The organism is Flavitalea antarctica, assembly GCF_054461535.1.
Genome location: NZ_JBTLQG010000018.1, coordinates 23225 through 49757, shown reverse-complemented (window position 1 = coordinate 49757; position 26533 = coordinate 23225). Strand labels below are relative to the sequence as shown.

24 protein-coding genes are annotated in these 26533 nt (G+C 44.3%); 10 read left to right on the top strand and 14 right to left on the bottom strand.

From position 1 onward, the window contains the following. Positions 1-52: 52 nt before the first annotated feature. The 6 genes from ACX0G7_RS16305 to ACX0G7_RS16280 all read right to left on the bottom strand — a co-directional run bounded on the left by ACX0G7_RS16305 (position 53) and on the right by ACX0G7_RS16280 (position 4626). On the bottom strand, positions 53-1690 hold the full coding sequence (locus ACX0G7_RS16305) for a M14 family metallopeptidase (RefSeq protein WP_458924569.1): 1638 nt from the start codon (positions 1688-1690) through the stop codon (positions 53-55). Positions 1691-1743: 53 nt separating this feature from the next. Next, the gene (gene coaE / locus ACX0G7_RS16300) at positions 1744-2361 is read right to left on the bottom strand and encodes a dephospho-CoA kinase (protein ID WP_458924568.1); all 618 of its coding nucleotides are present in this window, start codon (positions 2359-2361) and stop codon (positions 1744-1746) included. A 62-nt stretch (positions 2362-2423) separates the two neighbouring features. Beyond that, complete coding sequence (gene yajC, locus ACX0G7_RS16295; protein WP_458924567.1) at positions 2424-2756, bottom strand: preprotein translocase subunit YajC; 333 nt, start codon at positions 2754-2756, stop codon at positions 2424-2426. A gap of 47 nt (positions 2757-2803) precedes the next feature. Beyond that, positions 2804-3235, bottom strand: a complete 432-nt coding sequence (locus tag ACX0G7_RS16290; RefSeq protein ID WP_458924566.1) for a DUF1573 domain-containing protein — start codon at positions 3233-3235, stop codon at positions 2804-2806. A gap of 31 nt (positions 3236-3266) precedes the next feature. Beyond that, complete coding sequence (gene nusB, locus ACX0G7_RS16285) at positions 3267-4187, bottom strand: transcription antitermination factor NusB (RefSeq protein WP_458924565.1); 921 nt, start codon at positions 4185-4187, stop codon at positions 3267-3269. A 118-nt stretch (positions 4188-4305) separates the two neighbouring features. Beyond that, the gene (locus tag ACX0G7_RS16280; protein WP_458924564.1) at positions 4306-4626 is read right to left on the bottom strand and encodes a hypothetical protein; all 321 of its coding nucleotides are present in this window, start codon (positions 4624-4626) and stop codon (positions 4306-4308) included. Positions 4627-4925: 299 nt separating this feature from the next. On the opposite strand from ACX0G7_RS16280, the gene ACX0G7_RS16275 reads away from it, so the two are divergent. Further along, on the top strand, positions 4926-5225 hold the full coding sequence (locus tag ACX0G7_RS16275) for a co-chaperone GroES (RefSeq protein ID WP_458924563.1): 300 nt from the start codon (positions 4926-4928) through the stop codon (positions 5223-5225). 84 nt (positions 5226-5309) lie between these two features. Then, entirely contained in the window at positions 5310-6947 is a 1638-nt protein-coding gene (gene groL, locus ACX0G7_RS16270; RefSeq protein ID WP_458924562.1) for a chaperonin GroEL, read from the top strand. 260 nt (positions 6948-7207) lie between these two features. Here the strand turns inward: groL and ACX0G7_RS16265 are convergent, their stop codons facing one another. The 3 genes from ACX0G7_RS16265 to ACX0G7_RS16255 form a co-directional block, all read right to left on the bottom strand. Next, positions 7208-7807 carry a 3-keto-disaccharide hydrolase gene (locus tag ACX0G7_RS16265; RefSeq protein WP_458924561.1) on the bottom strand — a complete coding sequence of 200 codons (600 nt, stop codon included), beginning with the start codon at positions 7805-7807 and terminating at the stop codon, positions 7208-7210. Between the two features lie 81 nt (positions 7808-7888). Then, the gene (locus ACX0G7_RS16260; protein ID WP_458924560.1) at positions 7889-8395 is read right to left on the bottom strand and encodes a cupin domain-containing protein; all 507 of its coding nucleotides are present in this window, start codon (positions 8393-8395) and stop codon (positions 7889-7891) included. A gap of 38 nt (positions 8396-8433) precedes the next feature. Next, positions 8434-9381 carry a hypothetical protein gene (locus ACX0G7_RS16255; protein ID WP_458924559.1) on the bottom strand — a complete coding sequence of 316 codons (948 nt, stop codon included), beginning with the start codon at positions 9379-9381 and terminating at the stop codon, positions 8434-8436. Positions 9382-9471: 90 nt separating this feature from the next. Here ACX0G7_RS16255 and ACX0G7_RS16250 point away from each other — a divergent pair, with 90 nt between their 5' ends. The 8 genes from ACX0G7_RS16250 to ACX0G7_RS16215 all read left to right on the top strand — a co-directional run bounded on the left by ACX0G7_RS16250 (position 9472) and on the right by ACX0G7_RS16215 (position 20658). After that, positions 9472-9906 carry a hypothetical protein gene (locus ACX0G7_RS16250; RefSeq protein ID WP_458924558.1) on the top strand — a complete coding sequence of 145 codons (435 nt, stop codon included), beginning with the start codon at positions 9472-9474 and terminating at the stop codon, positions 9904-9906. Between the two features lie 80 nt (positions 9907-9986). Beyond that, positions 9987-10466: an FKBP-type peptidyl-prolyl cis-trans isomerase gene (locus tag ACX0G7_RS16245; protein ID WP_458924557.1), complete on the top strand. Its 480-nt coding sequence runs from the start codon at positions 9987-9989 to the stop codon at positions 10464-10466. A 26-nt stretch (positions 10467-10492) separates the two neighbouring features. Then, positions 10493-11920 (top strand): L-serine ammonia-lyase, encoded by a 1428-nt coding sequence (locus ACX0G7_RS16240; RefSeq protein WP_458924556.1) that lies wholly within the window; start codon positions 10493-10495, stop codon positions 11918-11920. Between the two features lie 302 nt (positions 11921-12222). Further along, on the top strand, positions 12223-14604 hold the full coding sequence (locus ACX0G7_RS16235; RefSeq protein ID WP_458924555.1) for an ABC transporter permease: 2382 nt from the start codon (positions 12223-12225) through the stop codon (positions 14602-14604). 215 nt (positions 14605-14819) lie between these two features. Then, positions 14820-15341, top strand: coding sequence for a gluconate 2-dehydrogenase subunit 3 family protein (locus ACX0G7_RS16230; protein ID WP_458924554.1), 522 nt, complete (start codon positions 14820-14822; stop codon positions 15339-15341). A 41-nt stretch (positions 15342-15382) separates the two neighbouring features. Further along, a complete protein-coding gene (locus ACX0G7_RS16225) occupies positions 15383-17083 on the top strand; it encodes a GMC oxidoreductase (protein WP_458924553.1) in 1701 nt (566 codons plus the stop codon). Positions 17084-17190: 107 nt separating this feature from the next. After that, positions 17191-18051 carry a sugar phosphate isomerase/epimerase family protein gene (locus ACX0G7_RS16220; RefSeq protein ID WP_458924552.1) on the top strand — a complete coding sequence of 287 codons (861 nt, stop codon included), beginning with the start codon at positions 17191-17193 and terminating at the stop codon, positions 18049-18051. Between the two features lie 213 nt (positions 18052-18264). Next, complete coding sequence (locus tag ACX0G7_RS16215) at positions 18265-20658, top strand: ABC transporter permease (protein ID WP_458924551.1); 2394 nt, start codon at positions 18265-18267, stop codon at positions 20656-20658. A gap of 20 nt (positions 20659-20678) precedes the next feature. On the opposite strand, the gene ACX0G7_RS16210 is transcribed toward ACX0G7_RS16215, so the two are convergent. The 5 genes from ACX0G7_RS16210 to ACX0G7_RS16190 all read right to left on the bottom strand — a co-directional run bounded on the left by ACX0G7_RS16210 (position 20679) and on the right by ACX0G7_RS16190 (position 26298). Next, a complete protein-coding gene (locus tag ACX0G7_RS16210) occupies positions 20679-21137 on the bottom strand; it encodes a DUF1569 domain-containing protein (RefSeq protein WP_458924550.1) in 459 nt (152 codons plus the stop codon). Between the two features lie 111 nt (positions 21138-21248). Further along, entirely contained in the window at positions 21249-22373 is a 1125-nt protein-coding gene (mqnE, locus tag ACX0G7_RS16205) for an aminofutalosine synthase MqnE (protein ID WP_458924549.1), read from the bottom strand. A 105-nt stretch (positions 22374-22478) separates the two neighbouring features. Further along, entirely contained in the window at positions 22479-23774 is a 1296-nt protein-coding gene (locus tag ACX0G7_RS16200; protein WP_458924548.1) for a NupC/NupG family nucleoside CNT transporter, read from the bottom strand. A 95-nt stretch (positions 23775-23869) separates the two neighbouring features. Continuing rightward, complete coding sequence (locus ACX0G7_RS16195) at positions 23870-24874, bottom strand: hypothetical protein (protein ID WP_458924547.1); 1005 nt, start codon at positions 24872-24874, stop codon at positions 23870-23872. Continuing rightward, positions 24874-26298 (bottom strand): MBOAT family O-acyltransferase, encoded by a 1425-nt coding sequence (locus ACX0G7_RS16190; RefSeq protein WP_458924546.1) that lies wholly within the window; start codon positions 26296-26298, stop codon positions 24874-24876. The genes ACX0G7_RS16195 and ACX0G7_RS16190 overlap by 1 nt, the downstream gene beginning before the upstream one ends. Positions 26299-26533: the final 235 nt, after the last annotated feature.

Below are 26533 nucleotides of genomic sequence, written 5' to 3'. Positions count from 1 at the left end.
ATGCTCAGTTTGTATAGATCATGCGCCGGAGATTCATCCAGGCAATACTAATTTATAATTTTATCTCCTGTCTTTTTGTTCCGGTTGTCGGTGAACCAGCTTCCAGGGTTACCGTGCCTGTCCCTTTTACCAGCCATGTAAGCTGTTGGGAGCCGAGACCGGACAAGCTATCTATTAACTGTGATTTTTTGCCACTGATCACGGTTTGTTTATCAGTGGTTCCAAGTTTTACATTAATCTTTTTCAGCCAGTAATTTTTTTCGCCAAGGGCCGATGTTGCCGGGAGAACTCCTTTGTTGGCAATGGTTGCCGTGATCCGGGTAAGGCCACCGTCTACCTTTTCAGTTTTGAGATTAAGGATGTCGATCTCAGGCTGAAGCGCCGCCAGTTTGACCAGGAAACTGGTGTGTTTTTTCGTGATATCAGGGACAAGTTTGAACGGTGGATTCACCAGCACAAAAGGGTCGATGCCTCCCAATTCAACCTTCTGACCCGGAAAATCCGGATGTTGAACCGGCTTCCATTCAGTGAAACTATTGGTCACTCCTTGTTGTGTCGCAAACCGGAGATAGTTGGCAACGGGATCATCAACCGTAAGCGCTTTTTCCTTTTTTGCGGTGTCGGCTTTTGCTTTGGGAACAAACCAGCCTGGCGTGCCGAAGCTGAAACGTCCGAAATGATAGTAACCCCATGACAGGAGGTCACCGCCTGCAGGAGTACTTTTCGGCGCGTCTTTCATCGCTGTTATTTTGTTGTATAGCTCGCTTACAATTGAATTGATCTTTGTATCCGGTTCAAGATAACCGGCCACCAGGCGCTGGGTTGCTGCGGTGGCGTTGTAGGTAACGGGCGTAGACAGGTTGTTGTCATGGCCAAAGCAAACGAGTGCATAGATGTTTGAACTATTATATAGAATATCGAGCATCGCCCTCGATTCAATTTCAGAAACTGCAAACTCACCGGCACCTTTCGTGAACGATGGATGTTTGAATGAAAGGTTTTTGTTAATGGCAACACCGCCTGCACCATCTTCATTAAATTCCCCATCTTTATCATTATCGATGCCTTCCGCTATCAGGATATATTTTCCTTTTTCGCCTTTGTTCAGATCAGCTTTAACGAGCACCCGTGCATCATCAGGGTGGGGGATATATGCTCCCAGCGGTGACTCTATCCTTAACCAGTTTATTTTTCCATTTCCATCGAGATCCTCATAATCATCTTCATCTGACTTGCCATCACGGTCATCATCAGTCGAAGTTGCATTGCCAAGTCGTTCATATTTCAACTTACTGAAATATTGCTCCATGGCATCAGGGCTCATATTCGGAAAAACATAATAGGTGGTATTGTTAAGCAGGGTGCGAATCGAATCGGAACCCGCTGCCTGAACAATCTGTTCAGCAAAAGCAATAGCCAGTTCCGTACCCAGCAAATGGTTTCCCTGTACACCGCCAACTATTGCTATCGCTGGTTTTGTTTCTGTTTTTCCTGTTCCAAGGGTTATCATCCAGATATCCTTTCCGCCGGCTGTTTTTGCTATTGACCTAACTGAAGCAACCTGTGGATTCGATTTTGCCAGTGCATTTATCCGGGCAGACTGTTGTTGAGCATTACTGTAGTCAGATTGCGCCTGCGTTACGTACCAGCACATCAATGCCAGTATAGAAGCAGTTAGTCGTTTGGTCATGAAGAGAGTTTAGGCCTTAAATATAGGGAAATATTGAAAGCGGGATAGCCTGCTCAGGAGTTTTGAAGAGTGCTACTCCCGGCTGATGATTTTTCAGTAAATAACTGGTGTAGTTTTAATACCTGTGGTATTACAAGTTGCCTCTCATCATTGTAAATGAGAAAATCGCAAAGCTTCATTTTTATATTTTCATCAATCTGCCTGTTCATCCTCTCAATCACCTGTTCCCGGCCCGAGTGGTCCCGTGCCATCGTTCTTTGCAATCTCAACTCATATGGTGCAGAAACACCAATAATGTAATCGAGTGCGGCGTATGAGCCGCTTTCAAAAAGCAGTGCCGCTTCTTTTATCACATAGGGTGCCCGCTGTACACTCAGCCAGTGGTCAGCATCACGAATGGTTGCGGGATGTACAAGCGAATTGAGGAGTTCAAGTTTTGTCTTATCATTAAATACCTGTGCGGCGAGGAATGCGCGGTCAAGTACACCATCTTTATATGCTTCATTGGTGAAATGCCGGGTGATCAGTTCAATCACCTCAGGATCGCTGTTCATTATTCTTTTGGATGCGTCATCGGCGTAATAAACCGGAACCCCAAGCACAGAAAATATTTTTGCAACGGTGCTTTTGCCTGAACCAATTCCACCGGTAATACCAACTTTGATCACCATATCTATGGGTTAACAAAAATGCCGGCAATAAGCCGGCATTAAATGTATAAAATAGTGAATGATTATTTTGCGGGAGTAACCGGTTTGTTGATATTAGAAGTCCATTCCATAGAAATAGCACTTTTTTCTATTTTCATATAACTGCCCGGGCTGGTCTCTATCATAATGGTGCCATCTTCATTTACTTTGTTTACTGTACCATGAATGCCGGCAATGGTTACGACTTTATCGCCTTTCTGCATATTCTGCTGAAACTGTTTTGCGAGCTTCGCTTTTTTGGCCTGGGGACGAATCATGAACAACCAGAAAACGAGAATCATACCTCCTAACAACAATAATTGAAAAGTTCCTGCGGATCCTCCTGCTGCCTGTAAAAAAATAGCTAGTGATGTCATTTTTGAATATTTATATTAAACGAGGGGCAAAATTAGGTAAAAATTGTTCAGCTTTTAGCTTTAACCACCATTACATTGAAGCTTAAAGTGTGCTGGCTCGACTCCTTCGTGTTTGCAGTTACCGTAATTTCCTTGTGTTGCTGACCTTCTCTTCCTTTACTGTCGAACGAAGCCGTGATAGCTGCCTTCTTGCCGGGGGCTATCGGCTCTTTCGGATAATCCGCCACTGTACATCCGCAACCAGGAACAACTGATTGCAGGATCAACGGGGCCGAGCCGGTATTTTTCAGTTGAAAATTGATCTGTAGTTTCTGTCCTTCATTGATAGTACCGAGATCCTTTTTCGGTTCGATCCATTCGATACTTGTAAGGGCATTGGTGCCTGGCGCTACAATAGCATCAACATCGCCGGTTTCAGTTGCATCTTTGCACCCGGTAAAGGCTGAGGCCAATAAAAGGATTGCGAACAAATTTTTCATATCTGGTGATTTAGTCGTGGTTGAAGGCTGTTTACTTGTAAGCGATCTTATGCATCTTCTCGTCTTTGACAAGATCTTTATGAATATTGTCAAGTATTCCATTTACAAAATGGCCGCTCTGAGGGGTACTGTATTCCTTAGCAAGATCAATGTATTCGTTGATGGTAACTTTAGGGGGAATGGTTTCAAAAAACAGGAATTCACAAACACCCATACGCATCAGGATCATATCCAGCGCAGCTATTCTTTCCGGATCCCAGTTTTTCAATTTGGGTTTGATGTATTCCATCGTCAGTTCCTTTTTTTCCAGGCTGGTAGTAAGGAGCTCTTTGGCAAACTGCCATTTTTCGGGGCTGACCAGCTGCTGGAGGTCAGCTGTGGCGGGTTTGGCAATAAAGTTCAACACAAGGAGATTCATCATCTCGCCATCATCATCCCAGTTGTTGAAATGTTCTTCAATAAAACTGGTGAAATTCTCATTAGGGAGCATGAGATCTGTGAATATGTATTCGAGAATTTCTTTTTCTGACTTTTTTTCTCTGCCGGGAGTATTGATGTAAGTGGCATATACATCGGAAGCTGCAAGATCCAGGTAGATCTTCTTCAAAAGATCCGGATTGGAAATGTATTGCGGTTTTTCTTCCTTAATGGCCTGCTGGTAGGAGGGGAGTTCCAGAATCTTCCACAGGTATTCGTTCCCGGCTATTTTCGTGTTGATCGACAGGTCCTCGGCGGAAGGGAGGTGTTTGGATGCCTTGTTACGCGCATGTGTCTCCGAGTAGCGGGCAACCTCTGTTAAGAAATGGACTAAATAGATAAATAACTGGCGGGACTGATCGAACTGTTTCTGGAGTAATTTGACTGGTTCACCTGGTTTAAGCTGTTCCTCGAGGGTTTCAATCGAATAAAGCATTTGCATCACCTTCACCCTGATATTTCTTCTACTGATCATTTTAAGAGCTTGAATTGAAGGTGCAAAACTAGTAAAACAACACAGTATTGACAATGATTATTTCAGGGGGTATGCTGATTTAACAATTCCCGGATGGTGATGCTTGCTGGCAACCCTGCTATCTCTGGACGATATTAATCACTTCGACCCTTTCTTCTCCGGTACCTTGCCATGCAGCAGCACGGGAGCCGGTTTTCTTAAGTATGACCCTTACAGCCAGTTCGGAGACCTTGTAATTGTCCGGAAGATTGACAGGTTCGTACACTACAGAATTTTCAGTGACGAGTAACCAGGCATCTGCCGTACATGCAGGCCCGCAGGGAAATTTTGTTTTTGAAATAGTGGCCGATTCGGAAATAAGCGGAGAAGCATCCTTGCTTTTTGAGCAGGAGATGAACAAAAGCTGGGCAACCAGCAATGCCAGGATCGGGTTTTTCATCAGTTTGGGATTTTGGCCGGGGCTGAGCCGGCGGTACAAACACCTAACGCGGTTTCTGAGCATTTAGTCTGCTTAGAACCAAATACTTGCCGGTACTGTAAAAATGACACAGACCACGGGATAATGCCTGCCGGTGCATGTGCCGGGACAGCTTAACTCTGACAATGCTTACACATAGCCTGCAAAATTGGCTTTTAAAAACGAATTGGTACAAAATTCGCCTACATTTGCCAGCCTTCGGCCCAGACGGCCTGAACGGAGATTTTCTTACAATTCACTAAATCAAAAATTGAATAATTATGGCTAATTCTAAAATTGCCGCGCCAAAAGTTAATGTTACCCCATTACACGACAGGGTAATAGTGAAACCAGCTAAAGCGGAAGAAAAGTCCGCCGGTGGTATCATCATACCGGATACCGCAAAAGAAAAACCACAACGTGGAACAGTAGTAGCAGCAGGACCTGGTAAAAAAGACGAACCAGTAACGGTTAAGGTCGGCGATACAGTTTTGTATGGCAAATATTCCGGAACCGAAATAGTTATAGAAGGTGATGATCTCCTCATCATGAGAGAAAGTGACATTCTCGCGATCGTTTAATCAGCGATAATTTACGTATAGTCAGTCCAACACTGATGCATTCAAGAGTCACAATTAATTCAAACAAACAAATACAATATAATCATGGCAAAACAATTGTTCTTCGATATCGAAGCCCGGAATAAGATGAAAAGGGGCGTTGACGTCCTTGCAAATGCCGTTAAGGTTACACTCGGTCCAAAGGGACGTAATGTGGTATTAGAGAAAAAATTTGGTGCTCCAACCGTAACTAAGGATGGTGTTACCGTTGCAAAAGAAATCGAACTTGAGGATCCTATTGAAAACATGGGTGCTCAGATGGTTAAAGAAGTAGCTTCCAAAACTGCAGATATCGCAGGTGATGGTACTACTACTGCTACAGTTCTTGCACAGTCAATCATCAGCGAAGGTTTGAAAAACGTTGCTGCCGGTGCCAATCCAATGGATTTGAAACGTGGTATTGACAAAGCCGTAATCAAGGTGGTTGAGAACCTGAAAGCACAATCAAAGGCAGTTGGTTCCGACAGCAAGATGATTGAGCAGGTTGCCACAATTTCAGCTAATAACGATAACAATATTGGTAAACTGATCGCCCAGGCTTTTTCTAAAGTAGGTAAAGAAGGTGTTATCACTGTTGAAGAAGCAAAAGGTACCGATACAACTGTTGATGTTGTAGAAGGTATGCAATTCGATCGTGGATATGTATCTGCTTACTTCGTTACAAACAGCGAAAAGATGGAAGTTGAATTGCAGAACCCATACATTCTTATTTATGATAAGAAAGTATCTGCAATGAAAGACATTCTGGCTGTACTGGAAAAAGTTGCACAAAGTGGTCGTCCTTTATTGATCATCTCTGAAGATCTTGAAGGTGAAGCACTCGCTACACTTGTTGTAAACAAATTACGTGGTACACTGAAAGTAGCTGCTGTTAAGGCTCCTGGCTTCGGTGACCGCAGAAAAGAAATGTTGCAGGATATCGCTATCCTCACCGGTGGTACTTTGATCAGCGAAGACATGGGTCACAAACTGGAAGCTGTTGAACTGGTGTCTCTCGGCCAGGCTTCTTCTATCACTATTGATAAAGACAATACCATCATCGTTGGTGGTAAAGGTAAAAAAGAGCAGATCCAGGCTCGCGTTAACCAGATCAAAACACAGATCGGAACTACAACTTCTGACTACGATAAAGAAAAACTTCAGGAGCGTCTTGCTAAACTGAGCGGCGGTGTTGCAGTACTTTATGTTGGTGCAGCTACAGAAGTTGAAATGAAAGAGAAGAAAGACCGCGTTGACGATGCTCTGCACGCAACAAGGGCCGCAGTAGAAGAAGGTATCGTTCCAGGTGGAGGTATCTCTTTCATCCGCGCCATCGAGTCTCTCGAGAAACTGAAAGGTTTGAATGAAGATGAGAACACTGGTATTGCCATTGTTAAGCGCGCTATCGAAGAACCTCTTCGCCAGATCGTTGTAAACAGCGGTATCGAAGGTAGCATCGTTGTTCAGAAAGTTAAGGAAGGTAAACTTGATTTCGGTTTCAATGCCCGTACTGAAGTTTACGAAAATCTTTACAAAGCTGGTGTTATCGATCCAACTAAGGTTTCACGTATCGCGCTTGAGAACGCAGCCTCTATTGCAGGTATGCTTCTTACTACCGAGTGTGTAATCGCTGACAAACCTAAGAAGGAAGAAGCTCACAACCATGGTGGTGGTGCTCCTGACATGGGTGGAATGGGTTATTAATTTTCAGAGCCGATACAGCATTTGCTGCTATCCGGCCAGTTATAGAAAAGGTCCTGACGGTTCGCCGGCGGGACCTTTTCGCTTTGAGGGGGGGCTTCCATATTTCCGCGATGTTTAAGTGGTAAATCAGCCTGCAGTTTCCCGGTAACAGGTATATGTTCTGGGCAAACAAACGGGCACCTATGATCAAAAGAGTATTTACTCATAGCAAAAAAAAATCCGGCACTCGTTGTGCCGGATCTCCGTTCGATATCTTGTGATTATAGTTCTTTTATCTTCATATTTTTCCAGCGGACCTTTATACCGCCACCATCGTGAATTTGAAGCGCCACGAATCCTTTGCCCTGGCCGATCTTCTCATCTTTAAGTTGCACCATCTGGTGACCGTTCAACCATGTCGTCACTTCGTCACCCCTGGCCCTGATCTTCATATGGTTCCATTCTCCGGGTTTAAGCCATTTTTCATCTTCTGGTTTTGGCTTGATCAGCCAGTTGCGACCATATGATTCGTAAATACCTCCACTATTATGATTCAATGGCGCCACCTCAACCTGCCAGCCGGAAATCTTTACGCCTTCTATGCCTGAGCGTATAAAAATTCCACTGTTCCCATTGGCTTCCTGCTTAAAATCTACTTCAAGTTCAAAATCCTGGTAGTTTTTATTGGTCGACAGGTATCCGTATTGTTTGTCTGGCCCGCTTTCACAAATCAATTCTCCGTTTTCAACATACCATTTTTCTGTGCCGTGAATTGTCCAGCCGGTAAGATCCTTGCCGTTAAATATTGACACGGCTTTCTTTTGAGAGTATATAGTTACCGATAATACAACGGACAAACAAAGCAGTAAAAGATGTTTCATACACAAATAATAATTAGGCTTTAAATGTAAGCAATTTATCAACGTTAAGTGAAGCAGTAATGACGCATCTTAACGCAGATTTCACTTATAAGTCATTTCTGCAATAAGTGTTTTGTGAGCGGGATACAGGTCAGTAAGTTCCGCGCGACCGGCAAGTTCAAAGTCCGCAAAATCGAAGCCTGGCGCCACCGTACATCCTACCAGCGAATACGTACCATTGTCCGCTACTCTTGAGCCGAACCATCTGCCGCCGGGGATCATCAACTGGAATGACTGGCCTTTTGAGGGATCACGGCCAAGCTTATGCGTAATCAGTTCGCCCCCGGGTGTGAATTCGAAGATATCCAATGGATCCCCTTCATAAAAATGCCAGGTTTCATCACTTGCGATCTTATGGAAGGCTGAAAACTGTCCTTTTTCCAACAGGAAATATATGCTTGTTGAAACTGGTCTCGGAGCTTTGTAATTTTTTCCAATGGCTTGCTGATCCAGGATAATCGGTGAGCGATAAGTTTCACGGAATGACCCGCCCTCTATATGTCTTGTCAGGTTGAGTTCCCTGATCCAATAGGCGGCGTCAAAGTCCATGCTTAGCAAGTGTTGATTGAAGTTATTATTGCATCAGATTATTGCTGAATGGAAACTTTCATTTCTTTCCGGCCCCAGTACCAGGCGTTGAGTGAATCTTTGATACGTGCAGTATCAGCAGGTGTTCCGGGGAGATCAATATAAATTTTAAAGGAGATGGAATCAGGCGTTTCCAGTTTCATCTTTGGGCTCACCAGTGCCAGCTGATTGATGCGTTTTATTGCCCGGGCTTTTGTTGCGGGCGTTTCCAGGATATACCGGAATGTGCCAGGTGTTACCGATGCCTGGTTAACAGGTGCAGCTGTCACAGGCACTGAGTCCGTTAATGGTGCACGCAAGGTGGTATCAACCGTTTGTGTTGTTCCTGTATCGACCGGCGTTGCAGCAGATACCGGTGGTTGATTATCTTCGATAGCTGCTGGTGTCAGAGGTTCGGTGTTACGGTTATATAAAGAATATCCACCCCAGATCACGGCAGCGAGTCCCAGCACAAGTCCTATACCAAGCAATGCTTTGCGATTGTTGTTATTATCTGGTTCGATCTGCGAATAACCGCTGTCAAACGCAGGTCGTTTTTTGATAATTTTTTCACCTGCTTTATCACCTTCGAGTCTTTCCATCACGGGTGCCCCGGCTACGAATTCGTAATCGCCTTCGCCTATTTTATGCAACGTCCCTATCCCTTCCAGGAAAAATGGTTTGCCAATATTGAGCAGTAGTTTTCCATCGGAGAGATATGATTCAAGATCCGATTCTGCAAGCGGGCGGATTTTTCCCGTCTGTATCCGGATAAAATCTATAAAATCATCGTCTGGCTTCTGGATGGATTTTTTTGTAAAGCGGATATATTGTTTAAAATCGGGTGCATTTTTGTCAGAAGAATCCGGAAGGGGAATAGAGGGATCAATTTCAAAAGTGCCTATCCCCGGCAAATTCATTTTTTTGTTTTGATAGAGGTATTGTGCAAATACAGAGGATAATTTCAAATTGTGGATTTTGGCCCTAAGTTAAAGCAAAATGATGATTTCAGTATAAATGGATGATAGTTAATTAGTATTCTTAATTTTGCGGCCGTTATGAATAGTGAGCAGGAAGAACTTTACATCAGGTATTGGGAAGCGAACAGGGAACGCGAAGGCAAATTTGTCACGCAGTTGCTGTTCGGTATACCCATTGGACTTCTTTTCTCCGTTCCGGTATTCGTGATATTAATAAGTGCGAAGATCTGGTACAAGCGCGCAGATATGGCAGCAAACAGTTCACTTAGCCCCGCCCTGCTCATTATCGCTGTTGGGCTGATTGCTTCGTTCGTTGCGGTGATATATAAAAGGCACCAATGGGATATGAAGGAACAGCAGTATCTTGAGTTTAAGGCAAGGGCTGAAAACCGGGCGAAGAACGAGGTAGAACCAGGAGAAGGAATTATTATACCGGGTAATATCAGCATACAGGGTAACAGTCGAAGTACAGATCACAGCGGCGAAATCGACGACATTAAATCGCAGCCGTGATCCCCGGCAATGCAGCGGTAAGGATAGCGGCGGAGTCTTAAGTATTTTAAACCAAACATATATAAATCAAATCAGAGATCATGAGAAAATTAGTGGCGGGACTTGCATTCATTTTACTGGTGGCTACAGGATGCAACAAAAAAAGTGAATGTCCGGAAGAAAATACAGTGGCTCCTGCATCAGAAGAGCAAATGATAAAAGACTATCTCACCGCTAACAACATAACCGCTACTAAACATAAGACCAATTTATACTACCAGGTGATGACAGCCGGAAGCGGTGGCTCACCCAATGCATGTTCAACAGTTTCGGTGGCTTATGTGGGAAAACTTACTGACGGCCATATTTTTGATCAATCCCAAAATGCTGCCTTCAATCTGCAGGGCCTGATCAAGGCATGGATACAGGGAATACCACTGGTGCAGAAGGGCGGAAAAATCAGGTTATTCGTTCCACCTTCCCTTGGTTATGGGAACCAATCGATCACTGACAATACAGGACGGGTGATCCCGGGCGGGACGCTGATGATCTTTGATATCACTCTTTTTGATTTTCAATAAACGACTTCCTTAATTATAAAAAACCGTTGCCACACGAAGCCATCTCAGTATTCGACATATTTAAAATAGGCGTTGGACCCTCCAGTTCCCATACGCTTGGTCCATGGAGGGCGGCGCAACGTTTTATAACAACTATTGATGCAGCCGGCGACTTGTTTAACATCAGGTCGGTTCGTGTTCTGCTTTATGGTTCTCTGGCAAAAACCGGTGTCGGGCATGGAACGGATATCGCCGTCCAACTTGGCCTTTGCAATGATGATCCGGTGACCTTCGATGTAAACGCGATTGCACCCAAGATTGCGGATATCGCAGCTATGAAATTGCTTATACTTGCGGGGAAACACGAGATAGAATTCGATCCGAAAGAAGATATAGACTTTCTCACCACCGAATCGCTGCCTTATCATCCCAATGCACTCACCTTCCTCGCTTCGTTTGTCGATGGCCGTGAGATCGCGGAAACGTTCTATTCCATCGGGGGCGGATTTATCAAAAAAGAAAATGAACCTGGGCTCGCCCGGCTGGGCCTCGAACTTCCTTTTCCTATAGACAGTGCAGATGACCTGTTACACTGGTGCCGGCGGACAGGCTTGCCCGTTAGTGACGTTGTGCTGGAAAACGAAAATAGCTGGAGAACAGAGAGTGAAACCAGGAAGGGACTTTTGGCCATCTGGGAAGTGATGAAACAATGTACGTTTCGCGGTTGTCATACTTCCGGCACTTTGCCCGGTGGACTGAACGTGAAACGCAGGGCCGCTGAATTGAACGCCAAACTGATCGGAAACAAAGACTATGATGATTACAATGGCTGGCTGAGTCGCATCAGGGCAGGCGGTAATGATTTTAAGTACACGCTTGACTGGGTCAGTTGTTTTGCCCTTGCCGTTAATGAAGAAAACGCATCCTTCGGAAGAGTAGTCACTGCACCCACTAATGGCGCTGCGGGTGTGATTCCGGCGGTACTTCAATACTATGCTGTTTTTTGTGACGGGTATAACGAGGATAAGATCATCCAATTCATGCTTACAGCCGCCGAGATGGGGAGTATATTTAAAAAAGGTGCTACCATTTCTGCAGCCATGGGCGGTTGCCAGGCCGAAGTCGGCGTATCCTCTGCAATGGCTGCCGCAGCCCTTACCGAGGTACTCGGAGGAACACAACGGCAGGTGCTGATGGCGGCTGAAATTGCTATGGAACATCACCTCGGACTAACCTGCGATCCCATTGCCGGCCTGGTGCAGGTTCCCTGTATTGAACGAAATACCATGGGTGCTATAAAAGCAATAACCGCTTCACAGCTGGCTCTCCAGAGCTCCCCTGATTTTGCCAAGGTGTCGCTGGATGGTGTGATCAAAACAATGTGGGATACCGCGAAAGACATGAACCACAAATACAAGGAAACTTCAGAAGGGGGTCTGGCCATTCATATCCCTATCAGCCTTAGCGAGTGCTGATGTATCGGGTGAGACCTTCACTTTCAGCCGCACAAGTTTTCTTATGAGATGGACTTACCCTTCATGTTTTTCTTGATAACAATCCGAAAGAACTGATATGTCGCTTCCAGTGGCGCCGGGAACAACGACCTCCGGACCACTTTCGGGGTGTTCGGTTGCGAACAGGTATTCATCAAAACCGGACAGCTTACGCCTGGAGATAAGCGTAACAATTTGATTTACATTCGATTGTCGATTTGGCATTTTATTGAATATAAATAGCAGGGATTACCATTTACCAACGTTTCCTGTAACCAATCGTTATGTTTAGACACCAGTTGCTTATTGCCCTCAGAAATATGAAGAAGTTTAAAACTTCCTTCCTGATCAACTTCCTGGGATTATCAACAGGACTGGTCTGCACATTCTTCATTTATCTATGGGTCAATGACGAACTGCAATTTGATAAGTTCCATGAAAATGATAAACAATTGTTCCAGGTGATGGAACTGAGCAAGGAAGACGGTGCCATGGTTGTGCATGATGGAACACAGGGTTTGCTTGCGGAGACTATGGCGAAAGATCTTCCTGAAGTTGAACGTGCAGCTTCAGTGATGTCACTCTATGATGAAGGGATGAGAATGGAGGTGGGACTTGAAAATAAAAAACTTAAGGCGTACGGTTCATTTGTAAACAAGGACTTCCTCGAAATGTTTTCGTTCCCTGTTCTTCATGGGAATAAATCGCAATTGCTTAATGATCGTAATAACGTTGTCATTTCCCGTGAACTGGCTATAAGTCTCTATGGCTCCCCCGAAAATGCCGTTGGAAAAAGACTTGACTACGAATTATTCGGCAACACCCGGCAGGCCGCTGTATCAGGAGTACTTGCAAGCCTCCCGTCAAATACTTCGATGAAGTTCGATCTGCTCCTGACACACGAAATATTAATTAATGAGATCTGGACCAATGGTCAGAAATGGTGGAACACGGGTCCTTCGACATACCTGCAATTAAAGAAAGGAACAGATGTAACCCGTTTCAATGCAAAGATCAAACAGTTCCTGCAGCGTTATCATCCTGAAAACATCTATTCATTATTTGTAAGACCGTATTCAAGTGCATACCTGTATGGTAATTATGAAAACGGTAAGCAGGCAGGAGGAAGGATAGAGTATGTCGGTTTGTTCTCTATTATAGGTATCATCATTCTTGTAGTGGCGTGTATCAACTTTATGAATCTTTCAACGGCAAGAGCTTCACGACGCCTTAAAGAAGTAGGGATAAAAAAAGCAGTTGGTTCTTCACGCCGTGCTCTCGTGTTACAGTTTATTTGCGAAGCGATGCTGATGGTGTTGATATCTGTAGTGGCAGCCTGTTTAATCGTAACCATCCTGTTGCCCTCATTCAATAACCTTACCGGCAAGGAGATCGGCATCAACATCAATGGTGAACTAATGCTGATGTTGCTGGCCGTTACTGTTGTGACAGGATTCATTTCCGGCAGTTACCCCGCATTTTATCTTTCTGGCTTCAATCCTGTTGTCGTGCTGAAGGGGAGGCCCAAAAATTCCGTTTCTGAATTATTTGCCAGGAAAGGACTGGTGGTATTCCAGTTCACCGTTTCACTATTGCTGATTGTGTCGGTAATTGTAGTGTACCAGCAAATGAAATTTATTCAATCCAAAAACCTGGGCTACGACCGGTTTTCGATGATCTCATTTGAAAGATCAGGTGGCATCAATAAGAACACCGAAGTCTTCCTTAACGAACTGAAACAAACACCAGGCGTACTCAGGGCTTCTACTCTCGAACAAAGATTTGCCCAGGCCGGTAATGGCTCATCAACTTACGGCATCAGCTGGCCGGGGAAAGATGAAAAACAAATGTTGGACATTGCGGTGCGGGCGGTTGATTATGGACTGATAGAAACGATGGGTATCAAAATGAAAGAGGGTCGTAGTTTTTCCAGTGCTTTCGGTTCCGATAGCAGCAGCCTTATCTTCAATGAGGCCGCAATCAAAGCGATGGGGTTAAAAAAACCAATTGGAACTCCGATAAAGATGTGGGGTAATGATATGACTATTGTTGGGGTTATGAAGGATTTCCACATTTCGTCGCTGCATGAAGCGATTGTTCCGATGGTATTCAGGTACAGCCCATCAAATACTGCCCTGGTGATTGCAAAAATTCAACCGGGCAAAGAGAAAGAAACTTTAGGCCGGATAGAAACCCTATATAAAAAATACAATGCCGGCAGCCCGTTTGAGTACTCCTTTTTGGATGACGAATACCGTGCGCAATATGTCTCCGAAGAAAGGATTTCCGTATTGGCACAATACTTCGCCGGGCTTGCGGTCCTGATCATGTGTCTCGGCTTGTTTGGCCTTGCAGCGTTTAATGCCGAGGTGCGTACAAAAGAGATCGGGATCAGGAAAGTACTTGGCGCTTCCACAAGCGCTGTTGTACTCCTTCTCTCCAGGGATTTCTTCAAACTAGTTGTCATTTCTATGTTGATCGCTTTCCCTCTTGGTTGGTGGGTAATGAATAAATGGCTCAATGGATTTATATATAAAATAAAACTGGGACCGGGTGTATTTGTAGTGGCGGTGCTTGCAATACTCCTGATCACTATAGTCACTATAAGCTTTCAATCTATCAAAGCGGCAGTCGCGAGCCCTGCCCGCAGTCTGAAGGCGGAATAATCGTGAACTCCGGTATCACTTACCTGTAGCCATATATTGCTGTTAATAAGACGTATAATTTTAGCCACGACATTTGAACAGGAACCGGTTTTGTGATCAGACCGGTTTTTGTTTTTTGCTTCATTTTAATCGGATCGGGAGGATCCATGATAAGAAAATTTGCCTATATTCAAGCCGGGTATCTCCCGGCTAGTCATATAAATACAGCTTGTTTTATGAATCGAAGATCTGCAGTAAAAAATCTTGCGTTGGCGTCCGGCGCAATGATAACCCTCCCATCCTGGATGCTAAAGATAGGGATGACCGACCATCCCACTTTCGTTACTGATTTTACTACCGCAGAACAGGACATTCTTGCAAAGATGTGTGATACTATGATTCCTGCCGGCAATGCAATCGGTGCCTTATCGGTTGGCGTCGACAAGTATCTCATCAAACTAATTGATGACTGTTATGAGCCGGAAGTAAAGGCAAATGTGAAGAAACATTTACATCAGTTGGAATCATCCTGCCTGGCAAATCAAGGCAAATCATTTACTGATCTCGCCTTCGAGCCAAGACTTGCCGCATTGAAAAAAATATCTGTTTCAGAAAATAAAGATGACCAGGAATTTTTCAAGCTGATAAAATCAGAAACCATTCGCGGCTTCACCACTTCTCAGAAAGTAATGATGAACTACCATGGCTATAAAATAGCTCCTGGTCATTATTACGGATCCGTAAATGTAAAGGCCTGAACTTAAGAACGCAAAAGACCAATAAAAGTAAAAGCTGAATTATGCCTGGTATTTTAAACGTTGTTGAAGAAAGAAATTTCGAAGCCATTGTGATCGGGTCCGGAGCGAGTGGGGGATGGGCAGCCAAAGAATTTTGTGACAAGGGATTTAAGACCCTCGTCCTCGAACGGGGCAGGGAAGTGAAACATGGCAGGGATTATCCTACCGCCTCAAAAGCACCCTGGCAACTTGACCATCGTGGCGCCGTGCCACTTTCAGCAAGAAAAGATTACCAGGGAGCCCGTATGTTAAGAGCTGAAACACTGCCATTCGCCTTAAAGGATGATGAACAACCATATATCCAGGAGAAACCCTTCCGTTGGGTAAGGGGTTATCACATGGGCGGGAAATCGCTGATGTGGGCAAGACAAACCCAACGCTGGAGTGATTACGATTTTGAAGGACCAGCCAGGGATGGCTTCGCAGTTGACTGGCCCATACGTTACAAGGACCTGGAACCATGGTACTCCTATGTTGAAAAATTTGCAGGAATAGCGGGAAACAAAGATGGTCTACCGGAACTACCCGACAGCGAAGTGATGCCCGGGTTTGAGATGAGCCATATAGAAAGCTACTTCAAAGATTCCCTCGCAAAGAATTTCCAGAACCGGCACCTGATACAGGCAAGATGCGCCCATATCACAGATCCGCAACAAATACATACCCAACAGGGCAGAACAAAATGCCAGAATCAGGCCATGTGCAACCGCGGGTGTGTATATGGGGGTTATTTCAGTTCCAACGCATCTACTTTGCCGTGGGCATTAAAAACGGGCAAGCTCACACTAAGGCCACACTCTGTTGTTCATTCAATTATCTACGACGAAAAAACTGCGAAAGCAAAAGGTGTGAGGATAATTGATGCAAACACAAAAGAGATGATTGAATATTACAGCAATGTGATCTTTGTGAATGCATCTGCATTAAATACCAATGCTATCCTGCTAAATTCAATTTCGTCACGTTTCCCGAATGGTCTTGGCAACGACAATGGCCTCCTTGGTAAATATATATCCTGGCACAACTACCGTGGAAAAGGCAGCGCCGAATATGAAGGATTCCACGATAAAAAAACAGATGGCCGCAATCCGAGTAATAGTTATATACCCAGGTTCAGGAATCTGAAGACACAGGAGATGGACTTCTTGCGCGGCTACGCTATCGGCATTGGTGGTGGCCGGGGAACGGAAATGGACACCAGTATGATTGGTGACCAGCTCCGGGAAAACCTGTTGAATCCAAGGCTGGGCAACTGGAGGATAAGCAGCTGGATGATGGGTGAATGCGTACCTCTTGAAAAAAATCATGTGAGGCTTCACAAAGATCTTAAGGATAAATATGGTATACCGCAACTTATCGTCTCCTGCGAGTGGGATGTAAACGATGATAAGATGGTGGCGGACTACGTTAGCCAGATGACGGAAATGTTCCGGAAAGCCGGATTCATCAATATCAAAGTGGAAGACACAAAATCGCCACCGGGATCTGACATACATGAAATGGGTGGGGTAAGGATGGGTTTGGATCCGGCTACTTCATTACTTAATGGTCACAATCAACTCCATCATTGCAAAAATGTATTCGTAACGGACGGCGCATGTATGACATCCACAGGAACGCAGAATCCGACACTCACTTTTATGGCGCTGACTGCAAGAGCAGTTGACTATGCAGTTAGTGAACTTAAAAAACGAACGATTTGAATAGAGTGATGAGTGATGGGTGATGAGTTATGAGTAAGTTATGAGTTTTAAATGTGTTGAGAGCTGGTTAAGAGAGAAGTTTAATTATTTATTATAAAAGTGGAATCATGAAGAATTTTTTTCGTTTCGTTTTTGTTATGACATTTTTAGGGTGTGCCACAGAGGTGGTTTGGGCACAAAGTGGCAAGGCCCTGTTCACCGCGCCTTTAGGTGTACAAGCTTATACCTTCCGTAAAAGTTTTCCCAACAGTGTTCCTAAAACGCTGGACACTATCAAGATGATGGGGTTTACAGAGATAGAAGGAGGAGGTGGTCGTATGTCACCACAGGAATTCCGGAAACTATGTGAAGAACGTGGGATCAGAATCCCCTCCACCGGTGCCAGTTATGAGCAATTGGTGCGTGCTCCTGATTCAGTTGCAATGACAGCTAAACTGCTCGGGGCGAGCTATGTAATGTGTGCATGGATACCACATAAAAATCACACTTTCACCCTTGAAGATGCAAAAAAAGCAGTTGAAGACTTCAACCGTGCGGGAAAAGTGCTGAAGGAGCAGGGAATCACCTTTTGTTATCATACGCATGGTTACGAATTTCAACCATACGAAGATGGAACGCTGATGGACTATCTTATCAAGAACACAAACCCGGAATACGTGTCGTTTGAAATGGATATTCTTTGGGTACAGTTTGGAGGCGGAGACCCGGTTGCTCTGTTAAAGAAGTATGGTCCGCGCTGGAAGCTTATGCATCTGAAGGACCTTAAGAAAGGAACGAAAAAAGATCTGACAGGTGGTACTTCACAGGAAAACGATGTTCCCCTTGGTACAGGAGAACTTGATATTCCAGGAATTTTGAGAGAAGCAAAAAAGATAGGCATCAGGCACTACTTTATAGAGGATGAAAGCAGCAATGTCATTGGGCAGGTGCCGCAAAGTATAAAATACTTAAAGAGCCTGAAAGAATAAGCTTACCATAATTAATCATAAGGATCATGATTGCTTGAGTCACAGCCATCATGGTCCTTTTTGTTTGTATAAACCGAACACCCGATGTCCGTTTCCGGACAGTTATCGATAGTATTATCATCCGGAAACCTTATCTACCAATGGTTTCGTAGCTGGCACAGGGCTTGGGGGATGTCCTTATTCCAAAACCATGATCATACTTAAACCAGGAACATGCTCAAAAATTATCTGAAAACTGCTTTGCGGAACTTAAGCCGTAACAAGGCTTATTCCCTGATAAACATTTTAGGGCTTAGTATCGGCCTTGCCTGCGCAATGCTTATCATGCTTTATATAAAGGATGAAGTTAGCTATGACAGGTTTCACAACAACGTATCATCAATTTACCGGGTTGTAAGCACAAGGAGTGTTCCCGGCGATAGTGTCACAGAAAAGAACCCATATACCGGCTACTTCCAGGGTCCCCGCTTCACTGCTGCAATTCCTGAAATTGCTGCTTTCGTTCGCTTTCAATCTGACCGGCGCGACCTCAAAAACGGTACTGATGTCACCTCACAGGAAGTCTTTTATGCTGACTCTTCGTTTTTCTCGGTTTTCACTTTCCCTCTTATTAAAGGGAACAGTAAAGAAGCACTGAAGGATCCTAATTCAGTGGTTATTTCAGAAGAGATGTCCATCAAACAATTTGGTACAACCGATGCGGTAGGCAAAACATTACTGCTGAAGGATGGTGACAACTTCTCTCCCTACCTCGTAACCGGGGTGGCCCGTAAACAGCCGGAAAATTCTTCGGTTAAGTTCGAGGTTCTATTACCGATGATAGTCCCCAAAGATGTCGAAGCGGAAAGTATGAACTGGCTTAACTCTTTCATGAACACTTTCGTTGTACTAAGAAAGGGTGTTGACCCTGGTAAAGTCGCCCTGAAAATGCAACAGGTATTTGAACAGGATGCAGGGGAGGCCATGCGGGTGGCCAAAGAGAAATACGGATTCAAGGACAAGATCACCCAGATGTTACAACCATTTACCGGCATGCACCTGAGCACGGACCTTCAGGCTGATAATGGGCTTGTCGGTAGCAGCAATCCTATGTTTTCATACATACTAAGTGGTATTGCCATTTTTGTTTTACTTATCGCCTGTATCAATTTTATCAATCTCACTGTTGCCCGGTCGGTTAAACGTGCAAAAGAAATTGGAATTCGTAAAGTGGTTGGTGGCGACCGGAAACAGTTGATGATGCAATTCCTGGGGGAGTCATTTGTGCTGTCATTTGCAGCGTTCATCCTGGCTATTGCGCTGGTACAATTGGTTCTGCCTTTGTTTAACGAACTATCAAATAAGAAGCTTGCCCTGGTTTACCTTGCAGACGGATGGCTGGTTGGAGGTTATATCGTATTGTTTATATCCACCGCGTTGATTGCCGGTTTTTATCCCGCGATAATATTATCAGGATATCAACCCGTGCAAACATTATACAGCCGCTTCACACTGTCAGGCAAAAACTATCTGCAGAAATCTTTGGTGGTGGTCCAGTTTTCGCTTGCATCGTTCCTGATCATAGGAACAATGGTGATTTATTCACAATTGAATTATCTCACCAATACAGACCTGGGTTATGATGATAATAACCTGGTAATCGTCGGGAACCGCGGTATGTCACTTAATGATGTAAACACTTTCCGGGCGGAGCTATTGCAGAACAAAAACATCGTTGAGGTTGCACCGAAAAACAACGGGATGTGGACCACCATAGCAAAGATCAACGGCGAAACTGAGATTAATTTTGCATATGAAACGATAGACGAAAAGTATCTGCCAATCATGAAAATTCCCGTAGTAAAAGGACGTAATTTTTCAACTGAGTTTACGGCGGATTCCATCAATTCCGCAATGGTAAACCAGGCATTTGTGCAAGCTGCCGGCTGGAAGGATCCGATAGGGCAGGAGATAAATTTCTGGTACAATAATCAAAAACTGAAAGTTATTGGCGTAGTCAAAGATCATCACTATGAGGCGCTGAATACAAAGATCAAACCCCAGGTGTTCAGGATGACATCGGGAGACAGTTATGGTAAACTGATAATGCGCATTCAACCCGGCACCGAGACAGCAAGTCTGAAATCGATTGAAACGTTGTTTAAAAAACTATATCCGTTGAATCCATACAGCTATACATTTATGGAAGAACAGAACCGGAAAAAATATGAGGCAGAAGATAAGTGGAAACAGATCATTTTCTTTTCGGCCATTCTCACGATTTTCATCTCATGTATCGGGTTGTTTGGGCTGTCTGTGTTATCTGCCGAAAAACGCGTTAAAGAGATTGGTATCAGGAAGGTGCTTGGCGCGTCGGTACAACAAGTGGTCAGTATTTTGTCAACCGATTTTCTAAAGCTCGTGATTCTCGCCCTGGTGTTGGCAATACCGCTTGCCTGGATCGCTTCAAATCAATGGCTGCAAAACTATCCTTATAGAACTTCGCTCAATTGGAAATTGTTTGCTTCAGGAGCCGTCCTGGTGATGGCCATTGCTTTTTTTACTATCAGTTTCCAGGCAATAAAGGCCGGACTGTCGAACCCTGTCAAAAGCCTGAAATCGGAATAGTATGTGGCAGGAATATTAGTCTACACGCCAAACTGGGAAAGATGGTGGTCGAGATGTTTGTAAAACATGTTGTTCCATTCAACTTTTGTAAGTGGTCCGAATGAATGAGAAGCTTTGTTGTGAAAATAGGATTCCCCCAGCTTTTGGGTTTTATTCAGATGATCTATAAGCCTGTTACGCTCTGCTTCAAAATCTTTTGTATCAGTGATGAGAAATTGAGCAGAGGTCCTCATGTTTCGCTTATAAGGTTTCTCATTGGTAATAAATTTTTTCACAAAGGATCTGAGCAGGAAGACTACAAACTTATTCGGCCTGGGGTGTTTGTTATCGTAAACCATTTCATAGGCAACATTGCAATGCGCCAACATTTGGGAGACCGTCATTTTACCCCACTGGGGCGTTGATGTTGGCTTCAGCTGATTGATCCTGCCAATCAGCTTTTCTGTTACATCCCGGGTAAAAATATTTGGAAGTGCCATACGAGCTGGTTTGTGATATCAGGGTTAATTGATATTAGTTCTATGGTTGAGTTTTGACGATATTACGATCAGCACACTTTATGAGGCAGTATTCTTTATGAGACTATATTATTAATACTCCATTAATTCTTTGTATAACGTATCTCTCTCTACCGGCCTTCTTTTCACTTGTTTTATAAGTGACACCAACTGATCCGTACTCATGGAAGGTGTTTGTTCTTCTGAGCCGGCCATTGAATAGATCTTAGTGGAATCGTCAATAGTGCCATCGATATCATTCACTCCAAAGGATAATGCAAGCTGTGCATTCTGCCGCCCCAGCATCGGCCAGTACGCTTTAAGATGCGGAAAGTTATCCATGTACAATCGGGCTACCGAATACATTTTCATGTCCTCGACAATGCTGCTTTCGGGCACGTTACTCATTTCATTGTCTTTGTTTCGGAACTTAAGGGGAATAAAAGTATTGAAGCCACCTGTCTTATCCTGTAATGCCCTCAGCCTTTCCATATGATCGATGCGATGTTCGTATTTTTCGATATGTCCATATAGCATGGTAGCATTTGAATGCATGCCTAGTTCATGTGCGGCACGATGGATATGCAACCAACCCTCCGCATCCACTTTATCATCTGCGATCTGTTGCCGGATCTCAGGATGAAATATTTCGGCGCCTCCACCCGGAAGTGAATCAAGCCCGGCTTCCTGTAGATACTTCATTCCTTCTTCAACAGTGACCTTCGCTTTCCTGAACATGTAGTCCAGTTCGACCGGTGTAAAGCCTTTAATGTGTAAGTCGGGGCGGTGCGACTTGATCTTCCTGAGCAAATCAGCAAAAAACTCCATGGTCAGTTTTGGATGTACGCCTCCGACGATATGTACTTCAGTAACAGGCTGGCCATCGTATTTCTTAACGATGTCGAGCATTTGGGCTGTCGTGAGCTCCCAACCGTCCTCACGGTGGGCATACAGCTTTGAATACGAGCAAAACTTGCATGAAAACACACAAACATTTGTCGGTTCAATATGGAAGTTACGGTTGAAATAGGTGGTATTGCCATGAAGTCGCTCACGTACAAGGTTAGCCAGGGCGCCCAGGAATGGAAGACTCCCATTCTCAAATAATATTAATCCCTCGGCAGGAGTGATCCGCTGTTTCCCTGATATTTTTTCCGCTATTGCTCTAAGTGCTTTATTCGGTTCCCGGGCAATTAATGCCTGTATATTCTCTGTCATTACATTGAGGTTCAGTCACAAAAACGATTGTAAAGATATTACAGAATAACAACCCTTAACCGGGAATGTTGTTATAGTTAAGGAGAAACAGTTGGCCGGGCGATCTCAGGATAAAGCCCCGGCAATACAGCCACACATCAGGCAAGCGATGGTACCCCCGATCAATGCCCGCACGCCCAGCTCGGTGAGATTTTTTCTTTGCGAGGGCGCGAGTTGGCTGATCCCACCAATCTGGATGCCGATTGAAGCGAAGTTTGCAAAGCCGCATAAGGCATAGGTTGCAATCAGGATCGATTTCGGATCAGCGATGGTGCCGGCATTTTTCATCTGGCCAAACGAAACGTAGGCCACAAATTCGTTCAGGATTGTTTTCTCGCCGAGAAGCTGTCCAACAGCGACCATCTCCCGTGTATTAACGCCTATCAGCCATGCAACCGGGGAGAAGATGTATCCAAGTAACATCTGCAGCGACAATGAGTCATAACGACCGTTAGTCGCACGAGCTATATCATCATTGATTCCAACCCAGTATCCTACTGAACCAAGTATCCAGTTACAGAGATACATCAGGGCCGTAAAAACGATCAGCATGGCGCCAACGTTTACTGCCAGCTTCAATCCATCAGTGGTTCCGAGCGAGATTGCATCCAGGAAGTTGTCGCCAATTTTTTCCCTCGGTACATGAAGCTCGCGAATCACATTTTCCGTCTGGGGAAACAATACTTTGGACACCACGATTGCTGCAGGTGCGCTCATGATGGATTGGCTCAACATATGTAATGCGAAATATTTTTGCTGATCGGGGTCGTTTCCACCGAGAAAGCCGACATAAGCAGCAAGAACACTACCTGCTGTATTGGCCATACCTCCAACCATAATACAAAGGATTTCGGACCTGGTCATCTTGTCAAGAAAGGGCCGGATCATCAGGGGAGCCTCCGTCTGACCAAGAAAAATGTTGGCCGCGGTGGAAACGCTCTCGGGACCGGAGATCCCAATTTTTTTTAGCATCCAGGCAAACACAAAAACGATCTTTTGAAGAATACCGAGATAATATAACATGGCGGATAGTGCCGAGAAAAAGATGATATTAGGTAAAACCTGGACCGCGAAGATATATGCCCAGTTGCCGGAGGGGTCGGCCAGATTGCCAAAGATAAACTCAATGCCTTTGTGACCGATGTTGATGAGTTCGACGAATTTAGCAGATACCCATCCGAAAAATATCTTTACGAAGTTCACCTTCAGTACACCGAGCGCAAAACAAATCTGGGCAACAACTCCAATCAGCACGAGTTTCCAGTTGATTGCCCGGCGGTTATTGCTCAGGGCAAAACAAACCATTATCAGGAAGAACATCCCGAGAAGGCCACGGAGCAGGTTATCCACGTGAAGATTCATTCAATTCATTTTTTCTAAAAAAACAGGATCCAATGGGCGGCAATATAAAGCTAAGAACCCATAATCTTCAATCGTGGCATCAAATAACTGCGCTGTTACCGGGAGGCTGACGCATTTCTTTGCGTTGGATAAACCGCTTCATAGAGGGCGCTGGCAACCTTCTTATGACCCTGATCATTCCAGTGAGGATTACAACTTAAAAAATCCGTTTTCTTGTTGAGCACATCACTAAGATCGACGATATTAATATTGCCGCGTGTTATACCACTGAAATCACCAGGTTCATATTGTACCGAAGGGGCTATAACGAAATAGAATTGTTTATCCGGAAACTCCGTACTGAACATTGTCATCACCTTTTCTACATTCGGATATTTCCTGGGGACGCTGTCAACCTCCCTGGCCAGCATTTTTGACTTCAGGAAATTCCGATTTTGAAAATGATCAAGCAAATGGTTGGAATAGGAATATTGAAGCAATAGAAATTTTGACTTGTCTACCAGGTCTTTTTGTTCAGGGAATCCATCTTTGTTTTCCGTGTAAGCAATACCGGTATCAGTGAGATAAGGTCGATATCGGTTCTTATCCGCCCGGGTTATCGTGTTTTCATCATTCGGAAGTATTATGACAACGAAACAGGTGTCAAAATTCAGGACTGGCGCGAACTTCCTGAGGGCCATCAACGACTGCACAGGCGTAAAGGTCCCACTCATACCACAATTGAAAACCTCCGTATTGGTACGATCTTCAAATATATCCGTGAATCTTTTTTCATCCGGCACTCCATATCCCTCCACAAACGAAGATCCGAGGAATAGGTGCCCTTTTTTTGTAGTATCCCAGTCATTATCCCGTGCACCGAATCTGTTCGCTTTCATAGGTACGCTGAAGCAGGCGCCCAGCTGCAACCAGCTGTCATATGGTTTATGCCAGACACCAACAAGCGTGTCACGGTCTGCGTAAGCGTGTACCGAATCATTCCACTCACTGGAAAAATAGTGTTTAAACCCGGTTGGTTCTATATCTAATGCCGACATGGTTAAGCCTGTCAGTTCAATAACTACGAAAGCCCAGCAGAGGTATTTTACAAATCGCTTCATTAAAATTGGAAATAAATAAATTGATTAGTAAACCGGTCCTCAATAAATGATCCAAAAATGGCAATCGTTAAAAAAACATGGAACACGAATATGGCGAAACGCGGGAGTGCCAGTTTTTTCATCAGCATGTAGTCGTAAACAAATAGTACGGCAATCATGGCTAAATCAAAACTATAAATAACGGTATTATCTATCACCAGGTTGAAATCGGAAATGATTCGCGCAATAAAGGAGAATGCAGTTGAAATGTCCGGCGCACGGAAAAATATCCACCCGATGGTGACCAGTGAGAAAGTAAGTATCATTTGTCCGAATTCCCTGCCACCAGGAAAAAGGTTGTCACCTCCGATGTCTTCGCTGCCATGATTTTTAGTCCGATTCAATAGTAGCAGAGGCAGGAACAAAAGGGCATGGAAAAGCCCCCAGATTATAAATGTCCAGTTCGCACCATGCCAGAAACCACTAACGAGAAAAATGATAAAGGTGTTTCTTACTGCAATTGCCTTGCCCCGGCGGGAACCCCCCAGTGGAATATACAGGTATTCCCTGAACCAGGATGAGAGCGAAATGTGCCATCGCTTCCAAAACTCGGCTATGTTGCGTGAGAAATATGGAAACCGGAAGTTGGTAAGCAATTCAAAACCGAACAGTTTTGCCGTACCCAGGGCGATATCGGTATAGCCGCTGAAATCTCCGTAAATCTGGATGGAAAACAGGATTGCACCAAAGATGAGTGTGGCACCCGAATACTGCTGGTAATTGTCGAAAATATTGTTGACGACAGGCGCTATGGAATCAGCTATCACTATTTTCTTAAAAAAGCCCCAGAGCATCATTTTTATCCCATCTATTGACTGATTTGGATCAAAAACCCTCGGTTTTTTCACTTGGGGCAGAAGATGGGTGGCTCTTTCTATAGGTCCGGCTACCAGCAGAGGGAAAAAGCACACAAACAATCCATAATCAACGAAATCTGTGGTCGGTTTAATCTTCCGGTTATAAATGTCAAATACATAAGACATTCCATGAAACGTATAAAACGAGATACCGACGGGCAGGGCAATCTGCAGTACATACGGATGCGCTGTCATGCCAAAAACTCCAACCAGGTCACTAAAACTGTCTGCAAAAAAGTTATAATACTTAAAAAAGCCAAGGATCGCCAAATTACTGAAGACGCTTAACCACAAAAAGAGCCTTTTCCTTTTTACCGAATCATGGATTTTTATACCAAAGAAATAGTCGATAACGGTTGAAAGCAACAACAAAAAAACAAATCGCCAATCCCACCACGAATAGAAAAAGTAGCTTGCAACCAGCAGGAACAGGTTCTGGGTTTTCAATCTGCCCTTGTTCATCAGCCAGTAAATGCACAACACTACCGGAAGAAAGAATAAAAGGAATTCTTTCGAGTTAAATAACATGCTGAGTCGTTAAGAAGTAGTTTTCAGTTTTAAATGGTCCGGCTTGCCCGGATAGTGCTAATGCTATTGCCTATGACTTCCCGGTATTGGTGGAGGACAAAGGAAATATCTTATCAACCGCAAACATATCGAAAATATACTAACCGGCGATGCGTAAAAATACGTGAGTGGCCAGTTTTAAATAAGGACAAAAAAAGCCCTCCACTTAAGGTGAAGGGCTGATAAAGTTTGAACC

Coding starts and splice junctions, on each gene's coding strand:
- ACX0G7_RS16275 (WP_458924563.1), top strand. CDS start 4,926: ATGGCTAATTCTAAAATTGCCGCGCCAAAAGTTAATGTTACCCCATTA.
- coaE (WP_458924568.1), bottom strand. CDS start 2,361: ATGGTGATCAAAGTTGGTATTACCGGTGGAATTGGTTCAGGCAAAAGC.
- yajC (WP_458924567.1), bottom strand. CDS start 2,756: ATGACATCACTAGCTATTTTTTTACAGGCAGCAGGAGGATCCGCAGGA.
- ACX0G7_RS16305 (WP_458924569.1), bottom strand. CDS start 1,690: ATGACCAAACGACTAACTGCTTCTATACTGGCATTGATGTGCTGGTAC.
- ACX0G7_RS16215 (WP_458924551.1), top strand. CDS start 18,265: ATGCTCAAAAATTATCTGAAAACTGCTTTGCGGAACTTAAGCCGTAAC.
- ACX0G7_RS16220 (WP_458924552.1), top strand. CDS start 17,191: ATGAAGAATTTTTTTCGTTTCGTTTTTGTTATGACATTTTTAGGGTGT.
- ACX0G7_RS16265 (WP_458924561.1), bottom strand. CDS start 7,807: ATGAAACATCTTTTACTGCTTTGTTTGTCCGTTGTATTATCGGTAACT.
- ACX0G7_RS16260 (WP_458924560.1), bottom strand. CDS start 8,395: ATGGACTTTGACGCCGCCTATTGGATCAGGGAACTCAACCTGACAAGA.
- ACX0G7_RS16195 (WP_458924547.1), bottom strand. CDS start 24,874: ATGAAGCGATTTGTAAAATACCTCTGCTGGGCTTTCGTAGTTATTGAA.
- ACX0G7_RS16280 (WP_458924564.1), bottom strand. CDS start 4,626: ATGAAAAACCCGATCCTGGCATTGCTGGTTGCCCAGCTTTTGTTCATC.
- nusB (WP_458924565.1), bottom strand. CDS start 4,187: ATGATCAGTAGAAGAAATATCAGGGTGAAGGTGATGCAAATGCTTTAT.
- ACX0G7_RS16225 (WP_458924553.1), top strand. CDS start 15,383: ATGCCTGGTATTTTAAACGTTGTTGAAGAAAGAAATTTCGAAGCCATT.
- mqnE (WP_458924549.1), bottom strand. CDS start 22,373: ATGACAGAGAATATACAGGCATTAATTGCCCGGGAACCGAATAAAGCA.
- ACX0G7_RS16245 (WP_458924557.1), top strand. CDS start 9,987: ATGAGAAAATTAGTGGCGGGACTTGCATTCATTTTACTGGTGGCTACA.
- ACX0G7_RS16210 (WP_458924550.1), bottom strand. CDS start 21,137: ATGGCACTTCCAAATATTTTTACCCGGGATGTAACAGAAAAGCTGATT.
- ACX0G7_RS16250 (WP_458924558.1), top strand. CDS start 9,472: ATGAATAGTGAGCAGGAAGAACTTTACATCAGGTATTGGGAAGCGAAC.
- ACX0G7_RS16200 (WP_458924548.1), bottom strand. CDS start 23,774: ATGAATCTTCACGTGGATAACCTGCTCCGTGGCCTTCTCGGGATGTTC.
- ACX0G7_RS16190 (WP_458924546.1), bottom strand. CDS start 26,298: ATGTTATTTAACTCGAAAGAATTCCTTTTATTCTTTCTTCCGGTAGTG.
- ACX0G7_RS16290 (WP_458924566.1), bottom strand. CDS start 3,235: ATGAAAAATTTGTTCGCAATCCTTTTATTGGCCTCAGCCTTTACCGGG.
- groL (WP_458924562.1), top strand. CDS start 5,310: ATGGCAAAACAATTGTTCTTCGATATCGAAGCCCGGAATAAGATGAAA.
- ACX0G7_RS16230 (WP_458924554.1), top strand. CDS start 14,820: ATGAATCGAAGATCTGCAGTAAAAAATCTTGCGTTGGCGTCCGGCGCA.
- ACX0G7_RS16235 (WP_458924555.1), top strand. CDS start 12,223: ATGTTTAGACACCAGTTGCTTATTGCCCTCAGAAATATGAAGAAGTTT.